Below are 20405 nucleotides of genomic sequence, written 5' to 3' on the forward strand. Positions count from 1 at the left end.
TTCGGGGCTGGTCTTGAAATAGCGGAATGGAGTGGGTTTGTTCATGCCGCGAGGGTAGGGAGGTGGCTTTGCCCGCTCAACCTAGTTTGCTCTGACAGTGCCATTCCAAGGACCACAAGCTTGGATCGGCAGCGCGAGAATGAAGCGGCTTGAACCGGGTCAGACCCGCCCAACTCGGTCCGAGCGCCTGAACTGCGCCCGTCCGACCAAATCGCGACGCTTCTTGGAGTATGCCGCCTTGCCGTGATCGTTCGTTCTTGGACGCTACGAACGCGCGTGACGCATCTCAGAACCGAATAAATCCGATACCCCCAAGGGGGATCTGCGCGCAACGACCGGTCCGCCAGCGCGCGACTTGCGTGCGTTTTTCGTGGCGCCGCGCTTTGGCGTTGAAAGGAGCGGAGTTCTCGGCTCAGATACAACCGTCGCGTGGCTGCCGCATGCCATTTCCTACGGGGAGCCAAGCGCTTGGTCCTATGGGGGGTAAACCATGAAAATTAGCAAGGCGCTTGCATGCGCCGCCATCCTCGCGTCGGGGGCCGGCCTCCCCGCGCATGCGCAGAGTCTCGACGAGCTTGCTGCGGCTGCGGCCAAGGAGGGCATGCTCTCGACCATCGCCCTGCCGCACAGCTGGTGTGGGTACGGTGACGTGATCGCCGCGTTCAAGGCCAAGTATCCGCAGATCACGGTGAACGAACTCAACCCGGATGCGGGCTCGGCTGACGAACTCGAAGCAGTTCGCGCCAACAAGGACAACACGGGCCCGCAGGCGCCGGACGTCCTCGACATCGGCTTCGCTTTCGGCCCGCAGGCCAAGGACGAGGGTCTGACGCAGGCCTACAAGGTCGCGACCTGGGACACGATCCCGGCCGAGGCCAAGGATTCCGATGGCCACTGGTATGGCGACTACTATGGCGTGCTCTCCTTCGTGGTGAATACTGACCTCGTCGAGAATGTGCCGCAGGACTGGAGCGACCTGCTCAAGCCCGAGTATGCGAACGCGGTCGCGCTCGCGGGCGATCCGCGTGCGTCGAACCAGGCGATCCTCGCGGTCATGGCCGCCGGGCTCGCGCAGGGCGGCGAGGCTGGCGAAGCCTCGGGCCAGAAGGGGCTCGAGTTCTTCAAGGCGCTGAACGACGCAGGCAACTTCGTGCCGGTGATCGGCAAGGCCGGCACCATCGCGCAGGGCGCGACGCCGATCGTCATCGCCTGGGACTACAACGGGCTTGCGTGGCGCGACACACTGGCCGGCAATCCGCCGCTCGAGATCGTAGTTCCGAAATCGGGTGTCGTCGCGGGTGTCTATGTCCAGGCAATCTCGGCATACGCGCCGCAGCCGAACGCGGCGAAGCTGTGGATGGAGTATCTCTACTCGGACGAGGGCCAGCTCGGCTGGCTCGCGGGCTATTGCCATCCTATCCGCTTCAACGACCTCGCCGCGCGGGGAGTCATTCCGCAGGCGCTCCTAGACGCGCTGCCGCCGGCCGAGGCCTATGAGAAGGCGGTCTTCCCGACCCTCGACCAGCAGGCGGGCAACAAGGCGGCCGTGACCGGCGGCTGGGACGCCGTGGTCGGCGCGAACGTGCAGTGACCGGGGCGCGCGCCCCATCCGGGCCGACCGGGTGGGGCGCGCCTCTCCATCCATCCTGATGGCCGCGGAAGACGCATCCCTGACCCCGCCCCAAAGGCGCAAGCGCACCGGCCTGCCGCTCGCATGGCTCGGCCTGCTGCCCTTTGCCATCTTCGCGACCCTGTTTCTGATCCTGCCAACCATGTACATCGTGGTCGGCGCATTCCGCACCGCGGACGGGACGCCGACGCTTGCGAACATCGTGAACCTGTTCCAGCCGTCGATCCTGTCGGCCTACTGGATCTCGATCCGCATCTCGGTCGCCTCGGCCTTTCTCGGCTGCGTGATCGGCTTCGCGATCGCGGCCGCGGTGACGCTCGGCAAGCTGCCGCACTGGATTCGGGGCCCGGTCATGACCTTCTCGGGCGTGGCCTCGAACTTTGCGGGCGTGCCGCTCTCCTTCGCCTTTCTCGCGACGCTCGGCCGTGTCGGCCTCGTGACGGTGCTGATGCGTGAATGGTTCGGCGTGAACATCTACGCGCTCGGCTTCAACCTCCTCAGCTTCTGGGGGCTCACGCTCGTCTATCTCTTCTTCCAGATACCGCTGATGGTCCTGATCATCACACCGGCACTCGACGGGATGAAGCGCGAGTGGCGCGAGGCCGCGGACATCCTCGGAGCAAGCGGCGCGCAGTACTGGCGCATCGTGGCGCTGCCGATCCTGTTGCCATCGCTCCTCGGCACCTTCGCGCTCCTTTTCGCCAACTCCTTTGGCGCCGTCGCGACGGCCTATGCGCTGACCGGCTCGTCGCTCTCGATCGTGCCGATCGTCCTCTTCGCGCAGATCCGCGGTGACGTGCTGCAGGACCCGCATCTCGGCTACGCCCTCGCTTTCGGCATGATCGTGGTGACGGGCATCGCGAACGGGATCTATGTCTGGCTCCGCGCCCGGACCGAGCGGTGGACGCGATGAGGGCAAGGGTCTGGTCCTGGGCGGCGCTGGCCGTCGGCATCATCTACTTCGCGCTGCCGCTGATCGGCACGGTTGAGTTCAGCCTGAGGAAGCGGCGCGGCGAATACTCCTTCGACGCCTATCGCTGGGTGTTCGAGGATCCCCGTTTCCGCGAGACCTTCTCCTATTCGGTGGTGATGGCGCTTTTCACCATTGCGGTCGGGATCTTGATCGTGGTGCCGACCGCCTACTGGGTACGGATGCGCTATCCGCGGCTGCGCCCGCTCGTCGAGTTCATCACGTTACTGCCCCTCGTCATTCCACCGATCGTGATCGTGTTCGGCTACATCCGCCTCTTCAACACCTCCTCCGTGCTGCCGCTGACCGGGACCGCGACGGGGACGAATGTGCTCCTGATGATGGGCTACGCCACGCTCTCGCTGCCCTACATGTACCGCGCCGTAGACACGGGCCTGCGCGCCATCGATGTGCGCACCCTGACGGAGGCGGCACAGAGTCTCGGGGCAGGCTGGGGCACGATCCTCGGCCGGGTGATCCTGCCGAACGTCCTCGTCGCCGTGCTCTCCGGCGCCTTCCTCACCTTCGCAATCGTTATCGGCGAGTTCGTGATGGCGGCGCTGCTCAACCGCCCGGCCTTCGGGCCTTATCTCCAGCTCATCGGCGCCAACCGCGCCTACGAGCCGGCAGCGCTCGCGGTCATCGCCTTCGCGATCACGTGGTTCTGCATGGGCCTGATCCAGCTCGCCACCCACCTGTCCCCCCATAGCCGCGCCCGGAGGTCGTGATGGCGTTCCTCGAACTCGAAGCCCTCGACAAGTCCTTCGGTGCAACCCCGGTCGTGCGCAGGTTCGATCTCGCGATAGAAAAGGGCGAGTTCGTGTCGCTCCTCGGCCCCTCGGGCTGCGGCAAGACGACGGTGCTTCGCATGGTGGCGGGGTTCGAGACGCCGAGCTCGGGTGCGATCCGGATCGACGGGCGGGACGTCACCGGGCTGAGGCCGAACCAGCGCAACATCGGTATGGTCTTCCAGGCCTATGCGCTGTTCCCGAACCTCACGGTCAGCCAGAACATCGCCTTCGGGCTGCGGGTCAAGCGGGTCGGGCGGGCCGAGCGCGAAGCCCGCGTCGCCGAGATGCTCTCGCTCGTCGGTCTCGCCGAGTTTGGCGGGCGGTATCCGTTCCAGCTCTCGGGCGGTCAGCAGCAGCGCGTGGCGCTCGCCCGCGCGCTTGCCGTGGAGCCCCAGGTCCTTCTCCTCGACGAGCCGCTCTCGGCCCTCGACGCGAAGATCAGGGTGAGCCTGCGCGACCAGATCCGCGAGATCCAGCGCCGCCTCGGAATCACGACGATCTTCGTGACCCACGACCAGGAGGAGGCGCTCTCCCTCTCGGACCGCGTGGTGGTGATGAGCGAGGGGGTGGCCCAGCAGGTCGGGCCGCCCTTCGAGATCTATTCGAGGCCCGCCACCCGGTTCGTGGCCGAGTTCGTGGGACGGCTGAACGTGATCGACGCGGTGGCCGGAGAGGCGGGCGACGGCGTGCTCCGCACGGGCGATGTCGAGATCGCGCTCGGCCGCCCCGTTCCGCCGGGCCCGGTGACGCTCGCCATGCGACCGGAGGTGATCGGTGTCGGCCGGGCCGACGGACGCGACCTCGTCTTCCGCGGGCGGATCGAGGACGTGCATTTCCTCGGTTCGGTGATCCGGATCGAGACCCGCCTTGGCTCCGCGCCGCTCTTCCTCGACACCTTCAACAGGCCGGATCGGCCGCCACCCGCGCTAGGCGAGATCGGCGAGTTCTCGGTCGCCGCGAGCGACGTGATGGTGCTCGGGCCCGGCGGATCCGCAGTCAAGGTGCGCTGACGCCGGATCTCTTTCGCGGCGCTCCAAGCCCGGAGGCAGGCCGATCCGCACCGGTGATCACACGCCGGTCAATGATTGCTGGGCCCCCGCGGCGGCGTTCTCGCTCGAGGCTGCTTCTCGTCGTCGCAGCGGCAGATCCTCATCGAGCGTCACCCACAGAATCTACAATGTCCGCCGCGATAACCGCGAGCGCGTGCAGTCGCGCGTCCCGTGATCCGGACCGCAACACGTGGCAGGATGCCCTCGCAACGGGATGCGTTCGTTGAATGCGCCCTCGGCGCGGCGCGGCGGGCTCAACGGCCAGCGAACGCGGCGGCGAGAAGGCTTTCCGCCGCCATCCTGGCGTCACGTGCGGCGTCGGAGGCCTTGCCCAGCACCGCCATCACGATCGCCCCCTCCTTCAGAATGAGAAGCTGGCGGGCCAGATCGTCAGGCGAAGGCGCGCCGGCCTGCGCGCAGATACGCTTGACGTGATCAAAGAGCAGGCGTTTGTGCTCGGCCGACTGAGCATGGATCGGGTGCTCGCGCTCCTGGTATTCGGCGCTGGCCTTGATGAACATGCAGCCCCGGAATTCGCGCATCGCGAACCACTCACCAAGGGCGTCGAAGATCGCCAGAAGCTTGTCTCGCGGCGTTTCTGCGAGTTCGTCGATCCGACGGAACAGCCAGTTCCGGAAGTTCTCGTCCCTCAGCCTCAGGGCGGCAAGGATCAGCTCTTCCTTGGTGCGGAAGTGCTTGTACATCGACGTCTTCGAGATGCCCGTCTCGGCCACCAGCATGTCCATGCCGGTGGCGTGAAACCCGTTCCGATAGAAGATTTCGAGCGCCTTCCGGACCAGTTCGTCGCGCTTTGTTTGCCGCATGATTCGTCCTCAATAATTACTGATCAGTATGCCTTTGCCTGCCGAGGATACGCAAGCCGTCGGCGGTAAGGCGATGAAATAAATAACGAAATATGGAAACTCTGGCGGCGATTTCGCTTGAAACAGAATTCCCTTGAAATACAGATACCGATCTGTACACCTATATGAGTGTTTACCGATCTGTTCACCATAGGTGTTCCGGAGAAGGAGAGCCGACATGCCCGAGCTGACCTCCCTGTGGGCAAATGCCGTGCCTTCCGTATCGATGGCTCTTCATTCCATCGTGACGGTTCGTCGCGAAGAAATGTGCTCCGGCCCCGCCGTTTGTGTTCTGGTCGGGGCCAAACTCCGCAAGGCCCAGATCCGCGCAGTTGGTGGGGTGACGATCGGGAGCACCATTCCGAACCACGGAGGCGCCTGACCCGCCTCCGGCACCTGGGCGCCCTGGCCAGCCCCCTCCCGCTTCCTGCCAGGGCGCCCATTTTTCCAAAGGAGCCAAGCAATGACGCGCCCGCCACTGCCGCCGTTCAACGAAGACACGGCAAAGGAGAAGGTCCGCAAGGCCGAAGACGGCTGGAACACCCGGTCCCCGGCCAATGTCGCGCTGGCCTACACGCCCGACAGCAAGTGGCGCAATCGCGCCGAGTTCATCGAGGGCCGCGACCAGATCGTGCGGTTTCTCACCCGGAAGTGGGATCGGGAACTGGACTACCGCCTGATCAAGGAGCTCTGGGCCTTCGAGGGCAACCGGATTGCCGTGCGCTTCGCCTATGAGTGGCGCGATGACAGCGGCTCGTGGTTTCGCTCGTTCGGAAACGAGAACTGGGAGTTCGCGCCGGACGGCCTGATGCGCCGCCGCGTCGCATCGATCAACGACCTGCCCATCACGGACGAGGAACGCCTGTTCCACTGGCCGCTGGGCTCGCGCCCCGCCGGGCATCCCGGTTTGTCGGACCTGGGCCTCTAGGCCGGCACGCTGCTTGCCCGGCCGGGGGCGCCATCTCCTGACCGGACGAGCCTGAAGATATCCGAAACCCGGCGCCGCTGAACCGGTGCCGACCTCGAGGAGAGCGGACGCAGCCCCTCGTTTCCCGCGGTGCGATGGCGTCCGCGATCGGGAAGGAATTGCCTTCCGGCAAGGGCTTGCGAGACCGCCGACCTGGCAGCGCGGCACGATGATCACGCTGTCTCATCCGAAGCGAAGGAGCTTTCAAATGGACAAGAAGCACGATCATGAATGCGGCTGCGGGATCACCCACGAGACGGTCGACCTCGCGCGCCGCCGGGTGCTCGCCGGTGCGGTCGGCGCGGCCGCAGCGGCCGCCAGTGGTGCCGCCGTCGCGGCCACCGACGAGGCGCGCGCGCTCTACGCCGATCCCGAGAACCCGGGCTTGCCCCAGATCGACATGGCGATCGAGCCGGGACGCACCGCCCTCGTCGTCACCGATCCCCAGATCGATTTTCTCTCCGAGAAGGGCGTGACCTGGGGCGTTGTCGGAGAAAGCGTCACCGAGCAGGGAACGGTCGACAACATCGAGCGGCTGTTCGTCGCCGCGAAGGCCGCTGGGATGCCGGTGTTCATCTCGCCGCACTACTACTATCCGCACGACCACAAGTGGAACTTCGAGGGCACGCTCGAGAAGACCATGCACGCGATCGGGATGTTCGATCGTCTCGGTCCGCTCTCGCTCGAGAATTTCGAGGGCTCGGGCGCCGACTGGATGCCCCAATACAAGAAGTACATAGAGGACGGCGAGACCATCGTCTGCTCGCCCCACAAGGTCTACAGCCCGGCGCAGAACGACCTCAACCTGCAGCTGCGCAAGCGTGGCATCGACAAGGTGATCCTTGCCGGCATGTCTGCAAACCTCTGCACGCAGGCGCATCTCTACGAGCTGCTCGAACTCGGCTACGAGGTCGCCGTGGTACGCGATGCGACCGCCGGGGCCAAGGTGCCCGAGGGCGATGGCTACCTCGCCGCCATCATCAATTTCAGGATGGTCGCAAACGCCGTCTGGTGGACGGAGGAGGCCGTCGAACGGATCGCCCGCTCCGCCTGACGGCGGGGCCGAAGACTGACATCTCCCTTGGACCTACGAGGATCTCAGCCATGAAAACCCCTCTCGTCATCTCCGCCATCCTGCTGTCGGCGACGCTCGGTGCTCCCCCGGCGGTGTTCGCCGCGGATGAATACAACGTCGTCAACGGTTTGACGCTCACCGGAAACCCGCTCGGGATGCACGGTGTCGATCCGGTCTCCATGTTCGCGGACGAGGCCCCCAGGCTTGGCGACGCCGCCCACAGCGCCCTGCACGATGGCGTGGACTACTACTTCGCCTCGGTCGAGGCGCAGCAGCGCTTTGAGGCCGATCCCGAGGCCTACCTGCCGCAGTTCGGTGGCTTCTGCGCCTTTGGCGTCTTTGTCGGCAAGAAGCTCGACGGCGATGTCCGCTTCGCCGATATCGTCGACGGCAAGCTCTACCTCTTCGTGAACGCGGCCATCTTCGAGAAATATCTCGAGAACAAGCATGAGGTCATCGCGGGTGCGTTCGCCGCCTGGCCCGGAATCCGCTCCACTTCCGTCGAGGATCTCTGAGACGCCAAGCATCCGAGACGCATCGAGCCCCGGACCATCCGGGGCTCGGACACCACCCAGGCCCCCGATGCACGATCCCCGGCAATGTCGGCAGCCGCGGACGTCGCGCGCCGGGATCCGCAAAAAGCGCTACGCGTCCCCGGAGGCGCGCTCGCCGGCGTCACGATACGCGAGGTATTTGCGCTGCGTCGCGATGTGGTCCGCGATGTGCTTGGCGTCGTGCCAGACGCCCCAGATGAAGGAAGACCCGCGCCGCGTCAGCCATGGCAGGCCGAGAAAATACACCCCCGGCTCGCAGGACACGCCGCGCTGGTGTTTGGGCTTTCCGCGTTCGTCGAACGCGTCGACCTGAAGCCAGCTGAAATCAAGGGCAAAGCCGGTGGCCCAGATGATCGAGGCGATGCCGGCCCCGGCCAGGTCAACCTCGAGCACGGGTTTCGTCACGCAATCCGGGTCCGGCGGGATGATGCGGGCTTCGGGCTCCTCGGGAAGGTCGAGGCGATTGCGTTCGACATAGGCGTCGGCGGCGTCGAGCAGCGACAGGTAATATGCGTCGCCTCGCGCGAGGTTCGCCGCCAGGTCGGGCTGGAACCTCACCTTGCCGTCGCGGAACCCCTCGGTCCTGCCGACCAGCATCATGCCCTGATGGGCGAGCGCGCGAAAATCCACGGTCTTGCCGCCACTAGCACCGCTTACCGCGATGGTGACGTGTTCGGTGCCCGGCGCCTGCGCCTCGATGTCCCACAGTCCGAGCACGCCCAGCCACCACACGAAATCGCGGTTGCGATAGCTGCGCGGCGGGCGATCGTGCGGGCCGACCGAGAGGTAGACTGTCCTGCCTGCCTGCAGCAGCTCGTCGGCGATCTGTGCACCGGACGAGCCCGCGCCCACGACCAGCACCGCCCCATCGGGCAACTGGGCGGGCCTCCGGTACTGGGCCGAGTGGATCTGCATCAGCGCCGCATCGTCAGGCGCGATGGGCGGAATGACAGGGCGCTGGAACGGCCCGGTCGCGCAGACGACCCGCGCAGCCTCGATCACGCCGTCCGAGGTCTCGACCGTGAATCCCGGGCCCGCGCGGTTGCGCATGACCTTCCTGACCTCGACACCGCAGCGGATCGGGGCTTTGATCCGTTGTGCATATTCGACGAAATAGTCCGCGACGCGCTCCTTGCCGGGAAACGCGTCGGGATCGAGGCCGGGGAACTCGAGGCCGGGAAAGCGGTCGTGCCAGGCCGGCCCGTTCGCAACCAGCGAGTCCCAGCGGTCCGAGCGCCAGCGCGCAGCGATGCGATCGCGCTCCAGCACGAGATGCGGCACGCCACAGTTGCTCAGGTGCTCGCTCATGGCCACCCCGGCCTGGCCTGCGCCGACTACCAGCGTGTCCACTTTCTCGCTCGTCATTCTCGCGTCCTTCTGCGGCTCGCCGAGGCCTTCGCCGGACACGGCAAGTCCGGGTATGTGACCACGCGCCCTGACCGGACGCGTACCGGCGCCGCCGTCCGGCCTGCACCGCGGATCACTGCCCGCCCTTGGTGAGGTTCACGGCGCCCGGGCGTCGGGCCCACTTCCCCGTCCGACGGATCATTGAATGAAATGCCGCCGTCGGCAAACAGCTTTGTCCGCGGCCACTTGGGGACCGAGATCACCGCCGTCCGGGAAGGCGCCGTCAGCGCCCGGGCGCCTGCGCGACGCGAACCGGGAAGGTCGACCGCGTGAGGATCACGCCGTCGGAATCCACCGTCAGGCGAAACGCCTTGCCCTCGTAGAAGAACGTTAGGCGAAAGCGGCCTGCGTCCTCGCCGACACCGGTCTCGCACCGGCTTGTGATCTGCGACGTCCGCATGCGCTCGGGCACCGACATGGGGGCGATGCCGAAGGCGTCGCCGATCAGCAGGGCGTCCACCGAAAAGCCCTCGGTCTCGATCGTGACGTCGCTCATGGTGCGTCTCTCCAGTATCCGTTGGCCGCGGCGACGGTGGCGAAGTTCGTCGCCACGACGTGGCTCGCGACGATCAGGGCATCCGCGTCCTCGGCATACTGGCCGCGCATCCGCTCGCGCGCCTCGGCGTCCGGTTGGGTCAGCTTGACTGCCATGCGCGAAAGCTTGACGGCAAGCTCGTAGCCCTCTTCAGCCGTGTTCGTCTTCAGGGAAGGCAGCCAGCTTGTCATCGTCGTCTCCTTTCGGTGAGGGGTGGGGGATGGCTATCACGCGCGGTGCTCGGGCCTGCCGGGGCGTGTCGGTGCGCCGCTCGCCACTGCGATCGCCTGGTAGGCGTGCCAGGTGCCATGCCCCAGAACCGGAACGACGACGGCAAGCGCGACCAGCCCCGTCGCCGCCGAGAGCGCGATTCCCGCGGCGACGATCGCGCCCCATGAAAGGCAGGCGCGAAGGTTGTGGGTCGTCATGGCGAAACTCAGCCCCATCGCGCTAAGCGCGTCGCGCCGCTCGACCATCAGCATCGGCACCGAAAACAGGCTCAGCGCGAAGGCGAAGGCGGCAAAGAGGCCGCCGACCACGGTGCCGACCAGAAGAAGAGCGCCGCCACGCGCCGTCGTCAGGACGTTGACGAAGGCAGTGCCGGCACCCGGGAAGGGCTCGAGGCCGAAGAACAAGGCGTAGAGCAGGTCCGCCGCGCGCAGCCAGAACAGGACGAGCAAGCCAAGCAGCAGGCCCGCATAGGCCAGCTGCCCGCCCGATGCCGGACGCACCAGCATCATCTGTGCAAGTGTCGTCGGCTGGCCAATGGCGCGGCGCCGGCTCTTCTCGTAGAGGCCCATCGCCACGAATGGCCCGACGATCAGGAAGCCTGAGATCGCCGGCAGCGCGAGGTATAACAGTCCCGACATCGCCAGTGCCGCGAGGACGCCGTAGGACAGAAGCATCACCAGCACGCCATAGGCCAGGCTCGGCCCCGGCGCATCGCGAAGATCGCGCCAGCCCGCGGAAAGCCAGCCGAGCGCCGCGCGGTGCGAGAGGCCGCGCGCAAGCGGACTTTCCGCGGGCCGGGGCGATCGCAATGCGGGCAGGGGTTCGAGCATCTTCCGTCCCCTTAGCAGGCGTACCGGGCGGGCATCGCTGCGCCCTCGACCAGAACGCAGCCGGGCTGTGACTGCACCGCAGCAGTCACCAGATGGAGGTTCGCGCCGATGAACACGGCGATGACCAGCGCCATCCCAGCAAGCGCCAGTCGCTTCTGTGCCCGCGGGGTCATTCCCTGCCTCCCTTGCCGTTCTCCGACACGCGCGAGACGTAGGACGCGAGCAGGTTGATTTCCGCCGCGCTCAGCCGGTCGCCCCAGGCAGGCATCACGCCCCTTCGACCGACCCGCAGCGTCTCCATCACCGTGCCGGGGTCCTGGCCGTAGATCACGGCGGCGTCGGCCAGCGACGGGGCGCCGTTCATCAGCCCGCCACCGCCCTGCGCACCATGACAGGCTTCGCAGTTCTCCGCGAACAGGAAGCCCGCCGGGCTGTCATGCGTCGCATCGCCGGTCGGCAGGGCCGCGACATATGCAGCCAGCTCGCGGCGCTCGGAGCGGTCCAGCCAATCGAACGCGGGCATCTCGGCGATGCGCGTGTCGGGATCCGGGGCGTTGATGCCATGGCGCAGGGTTTCGGCCACTGTTTCCGGGTCACCGCCCCAGAGCCAAGCTGTGTCACGAAGATCCGGAAAGCCCGGGCCGCCGCCGCCCGCGAATCCGTGGCACGCGGCGCAGTTGTCCTGGTAGAGCCGGTCGGCGGCCGGTGTGGCCCACGCCATCAAGTCGCGATCCGCCGCGAGCGCCGTGAAGTCCGGGTCGTCGAAGCGGGCCAGCCAGCCCTGCCGCACGGCATCGACCTCGCGCAGCCGCTCGACCGCCGCCTCGCTCTGATCAAGGCCCAGCAGGCCGCGCGTGTAGGTATGCCCGGTCGGCCATGCGGGCAGCAGAACCCACGTGACGACCGAGTAGAGGAAGGTGAGGCCCAGCGCCCAGACAACGATCCTCGGGAAGGGCGTGTTCAGCTCCCGGATCCCGTTCCAGTCGTGGCCGGTCGTGTCATAGCCGGTGACGGGGTCGACCTCGCGGTGACCGGTCGGGGCGTCGGTGTCGGGGGCATTATACGGGCGGGGGGCGCTCATCCTGTATCCCCAGCGTCGCCGCTAGTCAGGATGGACCGCGCGGCCCGCTCCTGCGCCGCACGCCGGCGCGGGCTGTAGGCGCGGATCACCACGACCAGGAAGAATCCCATCATCCAGAGCGGCCCGAAGGTCTTGGCGATCAGGACGAGCATGTCATGGCTCATTGCTCGCCCCCGCCGATGATCTGGTATGGCGCGTTGGTCAGCGTCCCCAGCGATTGCAGGTAGGCCACCACCGCATCCATCTCGGTAAGGCGTTCGGCGTCGCCGTCGAAGGCGCGCATCGCGATGCGCTCGCCGTATCGCGCGACCACGGCGGCTGCGCCATCCGAGGCGGGGCGGCTTTGCGCCAGCGCATCGGCCTCCGCGTTGGCGATCATCGCGTCGTCATAGGGCACGCCAAGCCGGGCGAGGGTCGCAAGCTGCGCCTCGAGCAGGCGGGTGTCGAGCGGCCGGCCCAGCCACGGATAGGCGGGCATGATCGAGGCGGGCACGACCGCGCGCGGGTCGCGCAGATGCGCCACGTGCCACGCATCCGAGTATTTTTCCCCAAGCCGCGCGAGATCGGGGCCGGTGCGCTTCGATCCCCACAGCATCGGGTGGTCATAGGCGCTTTCGGCGGCCAGCGAGTAGGGCCCGTAGCGGTCCAGTTCGTCGGCGAGGCTGCGCACCATCTGGCTATGGCAGGCATAGCAGCCTTCGCGGACATAGATCTCGCGGCCCGCCAGCTCCAGGGGCGTGTGCGGGCGCAGGTCGTCGGGCAGGGTCACGGTCTCGTCGATGGTGAAGAGCGGCGCGATCTCGACGATGCCGCCGATCGAGGCCGCGACCATGATGGCCGCGACCAGCCCCATGGAGACCTTTTCGAGGTTGTAGTGGAGCCGCAGCATCGATCATTCCGCCGGATGAAGGCTAAGCGGGTGGTCTGCCGCGTCTTCACGCCCGCCGGCTGCGCGCATCGTCGCCCGGCAGTTCAGCGCGCAGATGACCGCGCCACCCAGGAACATCGCCCCGCCGAGGGTGCGCAGCAGGTAATAGGGCGCCATGGTGCGCACCGACTCGATGAAGCTGTAGGACAGCGCGCCGCTCTCGTCATAGGTGCGCCACATCAGCCCCTGCGTGATCCCGGCGTTCCACATCGCGATGACGTAGACCAGCGTGCCACCGACGGCGGACCAGAAATGCCACTCGATCGCGCGCGGCCACGCCATCGTCTCGCGCCCCGCCAGCTGCGGCACCAGCGTGTAGATCGCGCCGAACACGATCATCGCCACCCAGCCGAGCGTTCCGGCATGGACATGCCCGACCGTCCAGTCGGTGTAGTGCGAGAGCGAGTTCACTGGCCGGATGGCGAGGAACGATCCCTCGAAGGTCGACAGCCCGTAGAAGACTGCCGCGACGAACATGAAGCGCAGGGTGGCGTCGTCGCGCACCTTGTGCCAGGCGCCGTTAAGCGTGGCGATGGCGTTGCCGGCCGACGCCCAGGACGGGACCAGGAGCATGACCGAGAAGGTCATTCCCAGCGTCTGCGCCCAGTAGGGCAGGGCGGTGTAGTGCAGGTGGTGCGATCCCACCCAGATGTAGAAGAAGACGATGCCCCAGAAGCTGACGATCGACAGCCGGTAAGACCAGATCGGCCGTCCGGACCGCACCGGGAGGAAGTAGTAGAGCATCCCGAGGAAGCCAGCCGTCAGAAAGAACGCGACGGCGTTGTGCCCGTACCACCACTGGATCATCGCGTCCTGCACGCCCGACCAGATGGTGAAGCTGTCGGCCGCACCCAGGCTGACGGGCAGGGCGAGGTTGTTGACGACATGCAGCATCGCCACGACCAGGATGAAGGCGAGGTAATACCAGTTGGCGACGTAGATGTGCGGCTCGTTCCGGCGCGCGAGGGTCCGGATATAGAGCGTGAAATAGACCGACCAGACGACGACGAGCCACAGGTCCGCGTACCATTCGGCCTCGGCGTATTCCTTCGACTGGGTGCTGCCCATCAGGTAGCCGGTCACGGCCCATGCGCAGAACAGATTGTAGCCGATCAGCACGACCCAGGGGCTCAGCGCGTCGGCCAGCCGCGCCCGCGACGTGCGCTGAAGCACGTGGAACGACGTTGCGATCAGGGCATTGCCGCCAAACCCGAAGATCACGCCGGTCGTGTGCACGGGTCGCAGGCGGCCGAAGCTGGTCCATGGCCATGGCGGGGTCGCTTCGGGCCAGTAGAGGAGCGCCGCGACCCAGACCCCCGCGGCCATGCCAACGATGGCCCAGAGCAGCGTCATCCCGATCCCGAACCGGGTCGGGGCGTCGTAATAGCGTCCCGACCGGCCCGGCGCCGGCTCGGGTTCGTCATATAGCGCACCGCCGATATGGAAGATCAGCGCAAGTCCAAGCCCGAGGGCCATCATGCCGTGAACGGCCATGACGCCATGCCGGGCGCCGGCCGCCATGCCAAGGCCGAGCAGCCCGAGAGACACCGACAGCACGATCCCGATGCGCCGTTCCGAGCGCGTCAGCGTTCCGACCATGCTGGTGCCGTGCCTGCGCATGTCACGCCGCGGCTTCTGCCGGCAATGCAATGTCGGCGAGGGTCGAGCGGTCGAGATCGGCCAGGAAGGCGGCCTCGGCCGAGCGCAGCCGCGCCTTCAGACGGCAGCGCCCGTCGATGGTGCAGTCGCCTCCGTTGGCAGCGAAACACTCGACCAGGGGCTGTCCTTCCTCCAACAACCGGACGATCGCGCCGAGGCTGATCTGATGCGCGGGGCGGGACAGTACGGCGCCGCCGCCTCCGCCTCGGCGGGTCTCGATGAAGCCGCCCCGGGCCAGGCGCTGCATGATCTTTGCCAGGTGGTTGCGCGAGAGGGCGAATTCCTCGGCAAGCTCGGCGGTGGAGTAGGCGCGTTCCGGCGCGCTCGCCATCCGCATCAGCATCCGCAGGCCATAGTCGGTGAAGGAGGTGAGACGCATGTTAGCGGTCGTTTCCTTTGAATCGGTATTTACAATACCTATTATCACGACTACACCGGATTGCAACCGCAAACCCACGAGACCCCCGATGGCAGTATCCGCTGAACCGAGTTCCAACATCGTCTCGGCCCGACCCGAGATGACCGCCGCGCTGAGCGCCCGGACGGGCCTCGACGAGAATGTCCTGCGTGCGCTGGTGGATCGCTTCTACGCAAAGGTGCGCCGCGACCAGGTCCTCGGCCCGATCTTCGAGGCGCATGTCAAGGACTGGGCACCGCATCTCGAGCGGATGGTCGCGTTCTGGTCCTCGGTCGCGCTCATGACCGGGCGCTACCATGGCCGGCCCGTGCCGGCGCACACGCCGCTGCCCGTGACCGGTGCGCATTTCGAGCGCTGGCTCGTCCTGTTTCGCGAGACGGCGCGCGAGGTGTGCTCGCCAGAGGGCGCGGCCCATGTGATCGAGCGCGCCGAGCGCATCGCGAGATCGCTGCAGATGGCGGTCGAGGACGCGGCGCATGAGGCGGGCGCCGCCATACCGCTGTTTCGCTGACCGGGGAGGAGCGGCATGTCCGATGCCGCGCCCATTCGCGACGCCAGTGAGCTGAAGCGCCGGCGGGGCGGCAAGGTTTCGCCGAGGCAGGGGACGGGATATCGTCTTTCCTTTCGGCCCCCTCGCTGACGGCCGCGCGCGCCGGGCCAACGGGTGACTGAACCTTTTCCGGCCGTTGCGCGTTCCGAACCCGGGCCGCGCGCGTTTCGCTGTGCCCCCGAAGCGGCGGCTTCACCGGCGGCAGGACGATGACCCGCCGCGGTCGTACACCGTTTTCGCACGACTTCGGCGCAGCTATGCTGGAGCGGATTCCCCGCAGGCCGATTCGGCAGTTATTTCAGAGCCATGGACATAGTTGTCATCACTGCTGTCATCGCCTCTCTGTTCCTCGTGATCGGGGCAGCCGAGCCGTTGGCGGCTCGTCTGCGGTTGCCCTACAGCGTGATCCTCGCGGTGCTTGGCGTGCTCATCGGCGTCGGCGCGATCTTCTTCCTGCGGACCGAGCTGACCGATGCGCTGAACCCGGTCGCCGAGGCGATCCTCGGCCTTCCCATCCGATCGAACGTGTTCCTCTACGTCTTCCTGCCGACGCTTCTGTTCCAGGCCACGCTCGGCATGAACCTGCGGCGCATGCTCGACGACTGGGTGCCGATCCTGGTGCTCGCCGTCGTCGCGGTGATCGTGGCGACACTCTCTGTCGGCTACGCCCTGTCCTGGGCGAGCGCGCTGCCGCTGGTCGCCTGCCTTCTGATCGGCTCGATCGTTTCGACCACCGACCCGTCGGCGGTGGTCAGCATCTTCCGCTCGATCTCGGCGCCGCGAAGGCTCGCGCGGATCATCGAGGGCGAAAGCCTGCTGAACGACGCGGCCGCGATCGCGCTGTTCGGCCTTTTCATGGGCTTCGTGATGCTGGGTGTGCCCGATCCCAGCCTGCACGACGCTCTCGCCCAGTTTCCGCTGCTGATCGTCGGTGGCGCCGTCACGGGCTGGCTGGCGGCACGCATCGGCGTGTGGGTCATGGCGCTCGTCGCGCGCTACGAGCTGGCCCAGCTCTCGATCTCGGTCGCGCTGCCCTATCTCGCCTTCATCCTGGCCGAGCAGAGCGTGGGCGCCTCGGGCGTGATCGCGGTCGTGGCGGCGGGGCTCACGCTCAACATCACGGGACCCGGCCGCTTGCCGCCGCAGGCCTGGACCAGCCTGCGCGAGCTGTGGGACCTGCTCGCGCACTGGGCCGGAGCCCTGATCTTCATCATCGCCGCGCTGCTGATCCCGCGGCTGCTGGGGGACGTTCAACTCGAGGATTTCGCCCTGATTGCGGTCGTGATCCTTGCCGCCGTCGCGGCGCGGGCGGCGATCCTGTTCGGCCTTCTGCCGCTGCTGACCGCATTGCGGCTGTCGCCGGCGGTCGAGCGGCCATACCGCGTCGCCATTCTCTGGGGCGGCTTGCGGGGCGCCGTAACCCTCGCGCTCGCGCTCGCCGTGACCGAGAGCTTCCGTGTCCCGGTCGAGGTCAAGCGCCTCGTCGGCATTCTCGCGACCGGGTTCACGCTGTTCACGCTGATGGTGCAGGGCACCACGCTGCGGATGGTGATCGGCTGGCTCGGGCTCGACCGGCTCTCGCCCATCGACCAGGCGCTGTCGAGGCAGGTGGTCGCGGTCGCCCTCCAAACCGTGCGCGAGGATGTTGCGCGCACCACCGAGAACTACGAACTGACGCACGAGATCATCCGGTCCGAGGCCAAGCGTTTTGGCGAGCGGCTCGAAGACGTCGTCCGCGCCGCGGAAGACAGCGAGGAGATCCTTGACCGGGACCGCATCACCCTGGGCCTGATCGCGCTCGCGGGCGCCGAGCGCGACACCATCATCGCGCGCGTCCGCGAGCGGACGATCTCGACGCGGCTCGCCGAGCAGGTCCTTTCCGACGCCGACCGGCTGATCGAGGCGACCCGCTCCGGTGGCCGCAGCGGCTATCGCCGCGCGGCGCGCGAGAGCGTGGGCTACGGCCGCCTCTTCCGCCTCGCCGTGCTCCTCCACAATCGCTTCGGCCTGTCCGCGCCACTTGCCCGGATGATGGCCGACCGGTTCGAGCTTCTGCTCTCGCAACGGCTCATCCTGCGCGACCTCGGCAACTTCATCGACGGTCGCATCAGGCGCATTCATGGCCGCAGGGTCGGCGACCTTCTGCACGAGCTGCTCGCCCGCAGGGTCGAGACCGTCGAGACGGCGCTCGAGGGGCTGCGCCTGCAATATCCGGGCTACGCCGAGGAGCTGGAGCGCCGCTTCATTCGACGCACCGCCTTGAGGCTCGAGGAGCGCGAATACACCGCCATGCGCGAGGATGGCCTGATCGGCTCCGAGCTGCATCTCGCCCTGATGCAGGACATCGCGCTTCGCCGCGCCGAGGCCGACGAGCGGCCGCATCTCGACCTTACCTTGCAACGCGCCGAGCTGGTGCAGCAGTTCCCGCTCTTTTCGGACCTCGACGAGCGTGCGCTGAGACGGCTCGGCAAGGCCCTGCGGACGCGCTATGCCGACGCTGGCGAGGTCATCATCCGCAAGGACAGCCCGGCCAAGAGCGTGTTCTTCATCGCCTCGGGTGCGGTCGAGCTCGAGAACGCGGGCCAGACCTGGCGGCTCGGGCGCGGCGAGATGTTCGGGCAGATGGCGCTGCTCATGAAGAAGACACGGCGCGCCGAGGCGCGCGCGATCGCCCCTTCGACGCTCCTTGTGCTCGACGAGACGCGGTTCCGGCGCCTCCTGCGGCGCAGCCCCATGGTGCAGGAGGCCGTGCGCGAGACCGCCGCAAGGCGTGGCATCGATCCCGAGGCGCTGTTCCGGAACGCGTCAGACGCGATCTGAGAACGTCGCCGGGCGGCGCGCCGTCGATGCATGCCGCCCGGGCGGGATTCGCTCCGAGCGTGATCCCGCGAGCGCCTACAATGGTCGTCAGCCTCGGCAGAGCTCTTGGCGATGACCGCAGTGAACCCGCCCGAGCCGGCCATCCCGCGGGTCGCCGCGCGTCAGCGGCGCAGCACGGGATATCCCTGCAGGTAGAGCAGCCCCTGGTCGCGGGCCGGCTCGTGACAGGCAAGGCAATCGACCTCGTAATCGCCCGTCACCGTCATGTTCGTCTCGTCTCCCGGGTAGAAGGCCCAGCCCCATCCGTCGCCAACCCGGGGCGAGGCCCCCAGAGTGCCTTCCGTATCGCGCACCATGACGAAGCGGCCCTCGAGTTCCCCCGCGTAGCTCGCGGTGCCGGTCGTGAGCTCCTCGGTCCTTGTGCTCCAGACATCCTTCACGATGACGGCACCTTGCGGGAACTCGCCATCGCGAAGATAGGCCTCTACCGCCTCGCGCGTGGTGTAGACGCTGTGGATCTCGGCGGCGCCGTCAGCGGGGTTCTCGCCAAGCACCGAGAAGGAGCCGAGCTGAACCCACTCGACACGGTAATCGACGGCGGGCACGTGCAAGGGGATTTCGGCCGGGGTCGGCGGCGTGTCGGTGACCTGGGCGAAAACCGAGGCTGTGACCGGCAGGCTGATGCCAGCCGCCACGGCGAGCGCGACGAGCGTGTTGCGACGGGTTCTCATGGCAGTTCTCCTCATCGGGAAATCGATGTCGTGCAGTGCGGCGCGGTGCAGATATCGATTGGGAACCGATCAGTCCATAACTGCCGGATCACGTTGGTGTGTTGCGACGCTCGCCCGCCTGGTGGCGGACGATAGCGGCGTTCGCCGGGCGTTGCGCGAACGCCAGAAACGCCGGGGGCCCGCAACATGTGCGGGCCCCCACGGTGATGAATGCGATCGGCTGGTCGGTCAGCCGCCGAGCAGGTCGTCCCCGCTGCCGCCGAAGGTCTGGATGAGCGTGCTCATGAAGCTCTCGCTCTCCATCGTGGTCTTTGCGAACGTCAAAGTGCCGCCGTCCTCGTCTCTCTCGTTGAAGTCCGAGAGCACCCCGTGCGCGTCCGAGCCATACTCGTTCCAGGCGGATTTTTGATCCTTCTTGGTCCCGCCGGGTCCGTAGAAGATGAAGTAGATCGCATCTTCATAGGCATCGATGATGCTGCTCTCTGGCGCGGTCGGCGTCCCGGTGCCGTCGTCCCCAAGCCCGAAGTTGTTGAGCGTGTTGAGGAGAGCCGCCGCGACATCGCGTTCGAGGGTGTCCCCGAAGGTCGCACGGTCGCGACCGCTGACCCAGCCGTAGAGCTCATCGAGCGAGATGTAGATATCCTCCCCGACATCCCGCGTGCCGTCGCCGCTGGACCAGCTGCTGTCCCACAGGAGGAAGTCCTTCACGCCGTCCGAGCCGCCGCCGGTTCCATCACCGGTCTTCTCGCCAGCGCCCAGAACGTCGGTCCCGTAGGCATCGAGCAGATCGAAGGCCGACCAGCCCTCTTTCTCGAAGTCCTTGTTGCCCTCGGGGACACCATCCCCATTGGCGTCGCCCTCGTCGCCCACGACGCCGTTGTAGAGCGAGAAGCCGAGCTTGGACTGCCAGAAGCCGGGCGTCCGGTTGGCGGTCTCCATCATGATCTCGTTGCCGAAGTTGCCCTCTTCGGTCTCGAACATGTCACCCGAGATCACCAGGCCGCTTTCGATGTCGAAGCTGAAGTTGCCGTAGGTCTGCGTGGCCTCGGGCTGGGTGACCTCGTAGACATGCAGGATGCCATCGGGATCGTCTCCGAACTCGTCCGGCCCTATGCCGGTGAATTCGTAGTAGCCTGTCACCGGATCGGTGGTGGCCGAGGCGATGAACCCGTTGTCGGGGTTGTCGTCATTGTCGAGGATGATGGTCCATTCGCCCGGTTCGGCGTCCTCCGACAGATCCCAGATGCTGTTGCCATTGGCATCGAGCCACTTGTAGCCCGAGATGCTCATGTCCTCGAAGTTGCCGAAGTCGTTGC

The 20405-nt window shown here is 66.9% G+C and carries 23 protein-coding genes; 10 read left to right on the forward strand and 13 right to left on the reverse strand.

The annotated features are described in order from the left end of the window. Positions 1 to 490 precede the first annotated feature (490 nt). From H0I76_RS19050 to H0I76_RS19065, 4 genes are read left to right on the forward strand one after another with little or no spacing between them, the layout of a single operon-like run. Positions 491 to 1591 carry an ABC transporter substrate-binding protein gene (locus H0I76_RS19050; RefSeq protein WP_200613727.1) on the forward strand — a complete coding sequence of 367 codons (1101 nt, stop codon included), beginning with the start codon at positions 491 to 493 and terminating at the stop codon, positions 1589 to 1591. Positions 1592 to 1649: 58 nt separating this feature from the next. Then, positions 1650 to 2543: an ABC transporter permease gene (locus tag H0I76_RS19055; protein ID WP_200613730.1), complete on the forward strand. Its 894-nt coding sequence runs from the start codon at positions 1650 to 1652 to the stop codon at positions 2541 to 2543. Then, the gene (locus H0I76_RS19060; RefSeq protein WP_200613773.1) at positions 2540 to 3328 is read left to right on the forward strand and encodes an ABC transporter permease; all 789 of its coding nucleotides are present in this window, start codon (positions 2540 to 2542) and stop codon (positions 3326 to 3328) included. The genes H0I76_RS19055 and H0I76_RS19060 overlap by 4 nt, the downstream gene beginning before the upstream one ends. Further along, the gene (locus tag H0I76_RS19065) at positions 3328 to 4401 is read left to right on the forward strand and encodes an ABC transporter ATP-binding protein (RefSeq protein ID WP_200613732.1); all 1074 of its coding nucleotides are present in this window, start codon (positions 3328 to 3330) and stop codon (positions 4399 to 4401) included. The genes H0I76_RS19060 and H0I76_RS19065 overlap by 1 nt, the downstream gene beginning before the upstream one ends. 293 nt (positions 4402 to 4694) lie before the next feature. Here the strand turns inward: H0I76_RS19065 and H0I76_RS19070 are convergent, their stop codons facing one another. Further along, a complete protein-coding gene (locus H0I76_RS19070; protein WP_200613735.1) occupies positions 4695 to 5264 on the reverse strand; it encodes a TetR/AcrR family transcriptional regulator in 570 nt (189 codons plus the stop codon). A 217-nt stretch (positions 5265 to 5481) separates the two neighbouring features. Here H0I76_RS19070 and H0I76_RS19075 point away from each other — a divergent pair, with 217 nt between their 5' ends. The 4 genes from H0I76_RS19075 to H0I76_RS19090 all read left to right on the forward strand — a co-directional run bounded on the left by H0I76_RS19075 (position 5482) and on the right by H0I76_RS19090 (position 7860). Continuing rightward, positions 5482 to 5685, forward strand: coding sequence for a hypothetical protein (locus H0I76_RS19075; protein WP_200613737.1), 204 nt, complete (start codon positions 5482 to 5484; stop codon positions 5683 to 5685). Positions 5686 to 5766: 81 nt separating this feature from the next. Next, entirely contained in the window at positions 5767 to 6231 is a 465-nt protein-coding gene (locus H0I76_RS19080) for a nuclear transport factor 2 family protein (protein ID WP_200613739.1), read from the forward strand. Positions 6232 to 6478: 247 nt separating this feature from the next. Beyond that, on the forward strand, positions 6479 to 7324 hold the full coding sequence (locus H0I76_RS19085; RefSeq protein ID WP_200613741.1) for a cysteine hydrolase: 846 nt from the start codon (positions 6479 to 6481) through the stop codon (positions 7322 to 7324). A 50-nt stretch (positions 7325 to 7374) separates the two neighbouring features. Then, complete coding sequence (locus H0I76_RS19090) at positions 7375 to 7860, forward strand: YHS domain-containing (seleno)protein (RefSeq protein WP_234455442.1); 486 nt, start codon at positions 7375 to 7377, stop codon at positions 7858 to 7860. Positions 7861 to 7989: 129 nt separating this feature from the next. Here H0I76_RS19090 and H0I76_RS19095 read toward each other — a convergent pair whose 3' ends face one another. The 10 genes from H0I76_RS19095 to H0I76_RS19140 form a co-directional block, all read right to left on the reverse strand. Beyond that, positions 7990 to 9264, reverse strand: coding sequence for a flavin-containing monooxygenase (locus tag H0I76_RS19095; protein ID WP_200613743.1), 1275 nt, complete (start codon positions 9262 to 9264; stop codon positions 7990 to 7992). A 265-nt stretch (positions 9265 to 9529) separates the two neighbouring features. Next, positions 9530 to 9802: a DUF6522 family protein gene (locus tag H0I76_RS19100; RefSeq protein WP_200613745.1), complete on the reverse strand. Its 273-nt coding sequence runs from the start codon at positions 9800 to 9802 to the stop codon at positions 9530 to 9532. Next, positions 9799 to 10032, reverse strand: coding sequence for a hexameric tyrosine-coordinated heme protein (locus H0I76_RS19105; RefSeq protein ID WP_200613747.1), 234 nt, complete (start codon positions 10030 to 10032; stop codon positions 9799 to 9801). The genes H0I76_RS19100 and H0I76_RS19105 overlap by 4 nt, the downstream gene beginning before the upstream one ends. Positions 10033 to 10068: 36 nt before the next feature. Then, complete coding sequence (locus H0I76_RS19110; RefSeq protein ID WP_200613749.1) at positions 10069 to 10902, reverse strand: DUF2189 domain-containing protein; 834 nt, start codon at positions 10900 to 10902, stop codon at positions 10069 to 10071. 11 nt (positions 10903 to 10913) lie between these two features. Then, positions 10914 to 11075: a hypothetical protein gene (locus H0I76_RS19115; RefSeq protein WP_200613751.1), complete on the reverse strand. Its 162-nt coding sequence runs from the start codon at positions 11073 to 11075 to the stop codon at positions 10914 to 10916. Continuing rightward, positions 11072 to 11983 carry a cytochrome-c oxidase, cbb3-type subunit III gene (gene ccoP / locus H0I76_RS19120; protein ID WP_200613753.1) on the reverse strand — a complete coding sequence of 304 codons (912 nt, stop codon included), beginning with the start codon at positions 11981 to 11983 and terminating at the stop codon, positions 11072 to 11074. The genes H0I76_RS19115 and ccoP overlap by 4 nt, the downstream gene beginning before the upstream one ends. Further along, positions 11980 to 12147 (reverse strand): cbb3-type cytochrome oxidase subunit 3, encoded by a 168-nt coding sequence (locus H0I76_RS19125; protein WP_200613756.1) that lies wholly within the window; start codon positions 12145 to 12147, stop codon positions 11980 to 11982. The genes ccoP and H0I76_RS19125 overlap by 4 nt, the downstream gene beginning before the upstream one ends. Continuing rightward, positions 12144 to 12872, reverse strand: a complete 729-nt coding sequence (gene ccoO, locus H0I76_RS19130) for a cytochrome-c oxidase, cbb3-type subunit II (protein ID WP_200613758.1) — start codon at positions 12870 to 12872, stop codon at positions 12144 to 12146. Before ccoO ends, H0I76_RS19125 begins: the two co-directional genes overlap by 4 nt. A 3-nt stretch (positions 12873 to 12875) precedes the next feature. Further along, positions 12876 to 14510: a cytochrome-c oxidase, cbb3-type subunit I gene (ccoN, locus tag H0I76_RS19135; protein WP_200613779.1), complete on the reverse strand. Its 1635-nt coding sequence runs from the start codon at positions 14508 to 14510 to the stop codon at positions 12876 to 12878. A gap of 22 nt (positions 14511 to 14532) precedes the next feature. Further along, positions 14533 to 14949: an RrF2 family transcriptional regulator gene (locus H0I76_RS19140; protein WP_200613761.1), complete on the reverse strand. Its 417-nt coding sequence runs from the start codon at positions 14947 to 14949 to the stop codon at positions 14533 to 14535. Between the two features lie 88 nt (positions 14950 to 15037). Here H0I76_RS19140 and H0I76_RS19145 point away from each other — a divergent pair, with 88 nt between their 5' ends. Both H0I76_RS19145 and H0I76_RS19150 read left to right on the forward strand, forming a co-directional pair. Further along, positions 15038 to 15499: a group III truncated hemoglobin gene (locus H0I76_RS19145; RefSeq protein ID WP_234455444.1), complete on the forward strand. Its 462-nt coding sequence runs from the start codon at positions 15038 to 15040 to the stop codon at positions 15497 to 15499. Positions 15500 to 15844: 345 nt separating this feature from the next. Beyond that, positions 15845 to 18358: a cation:proton antiporter gene (locus H0I76_RS19150; protein WP_200613764.1), complete on the forward strand. Its 2514-nt coding sequence runs from the start codon at positions 15845 to 15847 to the stop codon at positions 18356 to 18358. A 161-nt stretch (positions 18359 to 18519) separates the two neighbouring features. Here the strand turns inward: H0I76_RS19150 and H0I76_RS19155 are convergent, their stop codons facing one another. Both H0I76_RS19155 and H0I76_RS19160 read right to left on the reverse strand, forming a co-directional pair. After that, positions 18520 to 19089 carry a cytochrome P460 family protein gene (locus tag H0I76_RS19155; RefSeq protein ID WP_200613767.1) on the reverse strand — a complete coding sequence of 190 codons (570 nt, stop codon included), beginning with the start codon at positions 19087 to 19089 and terminating at the stop codon, positions 18520 to 18522. Between the two features lie 228 nt (positions 19090 to 19317). Next, positions 19318 to 20405, reverse strand: a 1088-nt coding sequence (locus H0I76_RS19160) for a hypothetical protein (RefSeq protein WP_200613770.1), incomplete at its 5' end; no start/stop codon positions are given.

Origin of the sequence: Thermohalobaculum xanthum, from assembly GCF_016623495.1 — a bacterium.
Classification (GTDB): Bacteria; Pseudomonadota; Alphaproteobacteria; order Rhodobacterales; family Rhodobacteraceae; genus Thermohalobaculum; species Thermohalobaculum xanthum.

What these genes read in the sequence shown, in the direction of transcription:
- H0I76_RS19055 (WP_200613730.1), top strand. Translation starts at nt 1,650, where the DNA reads ATGGCCGCGGAAGACGCATCCCTGACCCCGCCCCAAAGGCGCAAGCGC.
- ccoO (WP_200613758.1), bottom strand. Translation starts at nt 12,872, where the DNA reads ATGCTGCGGCTCCACTACAACCTCGAAAAGGTCTCCATGGGGCTGGTC.
- H0I76_RS19095 (WP_200613743.1), bottom strand. Translation starts at nt 9,264, where the DNA reads ATGACGAGCGAGAAAGTGGACACGCTGGTAGTCGGCGCAGGCCAGGCC.
- ccoP (WP_200613753.1), bottom strand. Translation starts at nt 11,983, where the DNA reads ATGAGCGCCCCCCGCCCGTATAATGCCCCCGACACCGACGCCCCGACC.
- H0I76_RS19110 (WP_200613749.1), bottom strand. Translation starts at nt 10,902, where the DNA reads ATGCTCGAACCCCTGCCCGCATTGCGATCGCCCCGGCCCGCGGAAAGT.
- H0I76_RS19080 (WP_200613739.1), top strand. Translation starts at nt 5,767, where the DNA reads ATGACGCGCCCGCCACTGCCGCCGTTCAACGAAGACACGGCAAAGGAG.
- H0I76_RS19115 (WP_200613751.1), bottom strand. Translation starts at nt 11,075, where the DNA reads ATGACCCCGCGGGCACAGAAGCGACTGGCGCTTGCTGGGATGGCGCTG.
- H0I76_RS19050 (WP_200613727.1), top strand. Translation starts at nt 491, where the DNA reads ATGAAAATTAGCAAGGCGCTTGCATGCGCCGCCATCCTCGCGTCGGGG.
- H0I76_RS19105 (WP_200613747.1), bottom strand. Translation starts at nt 10,032, where the DNA reads ATGACAAGCTGGCTGCCTTCCCTGAAGACGAACACGGCTGAAGAGGGC.
- H0I76_RS19060 (WP_200613773.1), top strand. Translation starts at nt 2,540, where the DNA reads ATGAGGGCAAGGGTCTGGTCCTGGGCGGCGCTGGCCGTCGGCATCATC.
- H0I76_RS19140 (WP_200613761.1), bottom strand. Translation starts at nt 14,949, where the DNA reads ATGCGTCTCACCTCCTTCACCGACTATGGCCTGCGGATGCTGATGCGG.
- H0I76_RS19075 (WP_200613737.1), top strand. Translation starts at nt 5,482, where the DNA reads ATGCCCGAGCTGACCTCCCTGTGGGCAAATGCCGTGCCTTCCGTATCG.
- ccoN (WP_200613779.1), bottom strand. Translation starts at nt 14,510, where the DNA reads ATGGTCGGAACGCTGACGCGCTCGGAACGGCGCATCGGGATCGTGCTG.
- H0I76_RS19155 (WP_200613767.1), bottom strand. Translation starts at nt 19,089, where the DNA reads ATGAGAACCCGTCGCAACACGCTCGTCGCGCTCGCCGTGGCGGCTGGC.
- H0I76_RS19125 (WP_200613756.1), bottom strand. Translation starts at nt 12,147, where the DNA reads ATGAGCCATGACATGCTCGTCCTGATCGCCAAGACCTTCGGGCCGCTC.
- H0I76_RS19085 (WP_200613741.1), top strand. Translation starts at nt 6,479, where the DNA reads ATGGACAAGAAGCACGATCATGAATGCGGCTGCGGGATCACCCACGAG.
- H0I76_RS19090 (WP_234455442.1), top strand. Translation starts at nt 7,375, where the DNA reads ATGAAAACCCCTCTCGTCATCTCCGCCATCCTGCTGTCGGCGACGCTC.
- H0I76_RS19065 (WP_200613732.1), top strand. Translation starts at nt 3,328, where the DNA reads ATGGCGTTCCTCGAACTCGAAGCCCTCGACAAGTCCTTCGGTGCAACC.
- H0I76_RS19100 (WP_200613745.1), bottom strand. Translation starts at nt 9,802, where the DNA reads ATGAGCGACGTCACGATCGAGACCGAGGGCTTTTCGGTGGACGCCCTG.
- H0I76_RS19145 (WP_234455444.1), top strand. Translation starts at nt 15,038, where the DNA reads ATGGCAGTATCCGCTGAACCGAGTTCCAACATCGTCTCGGCCCGACCC.
- H0I76_RS19150 (WP_200613764.1), top strand. Translation starts at nt 15,845, where the DNA reads ATGGACATAGTTGTCATCACTGCTGTCATCGCCTCTCTGTTCCTCGTG.
- H0I76_RS19070 (WP_200613735.1), bottom strand. Translation starts at nt 5,264, where the DNA reads ATGCGGCAAACAAAGCGCGACGAACTGGTCCGGAAGGCGCTCGAAATC.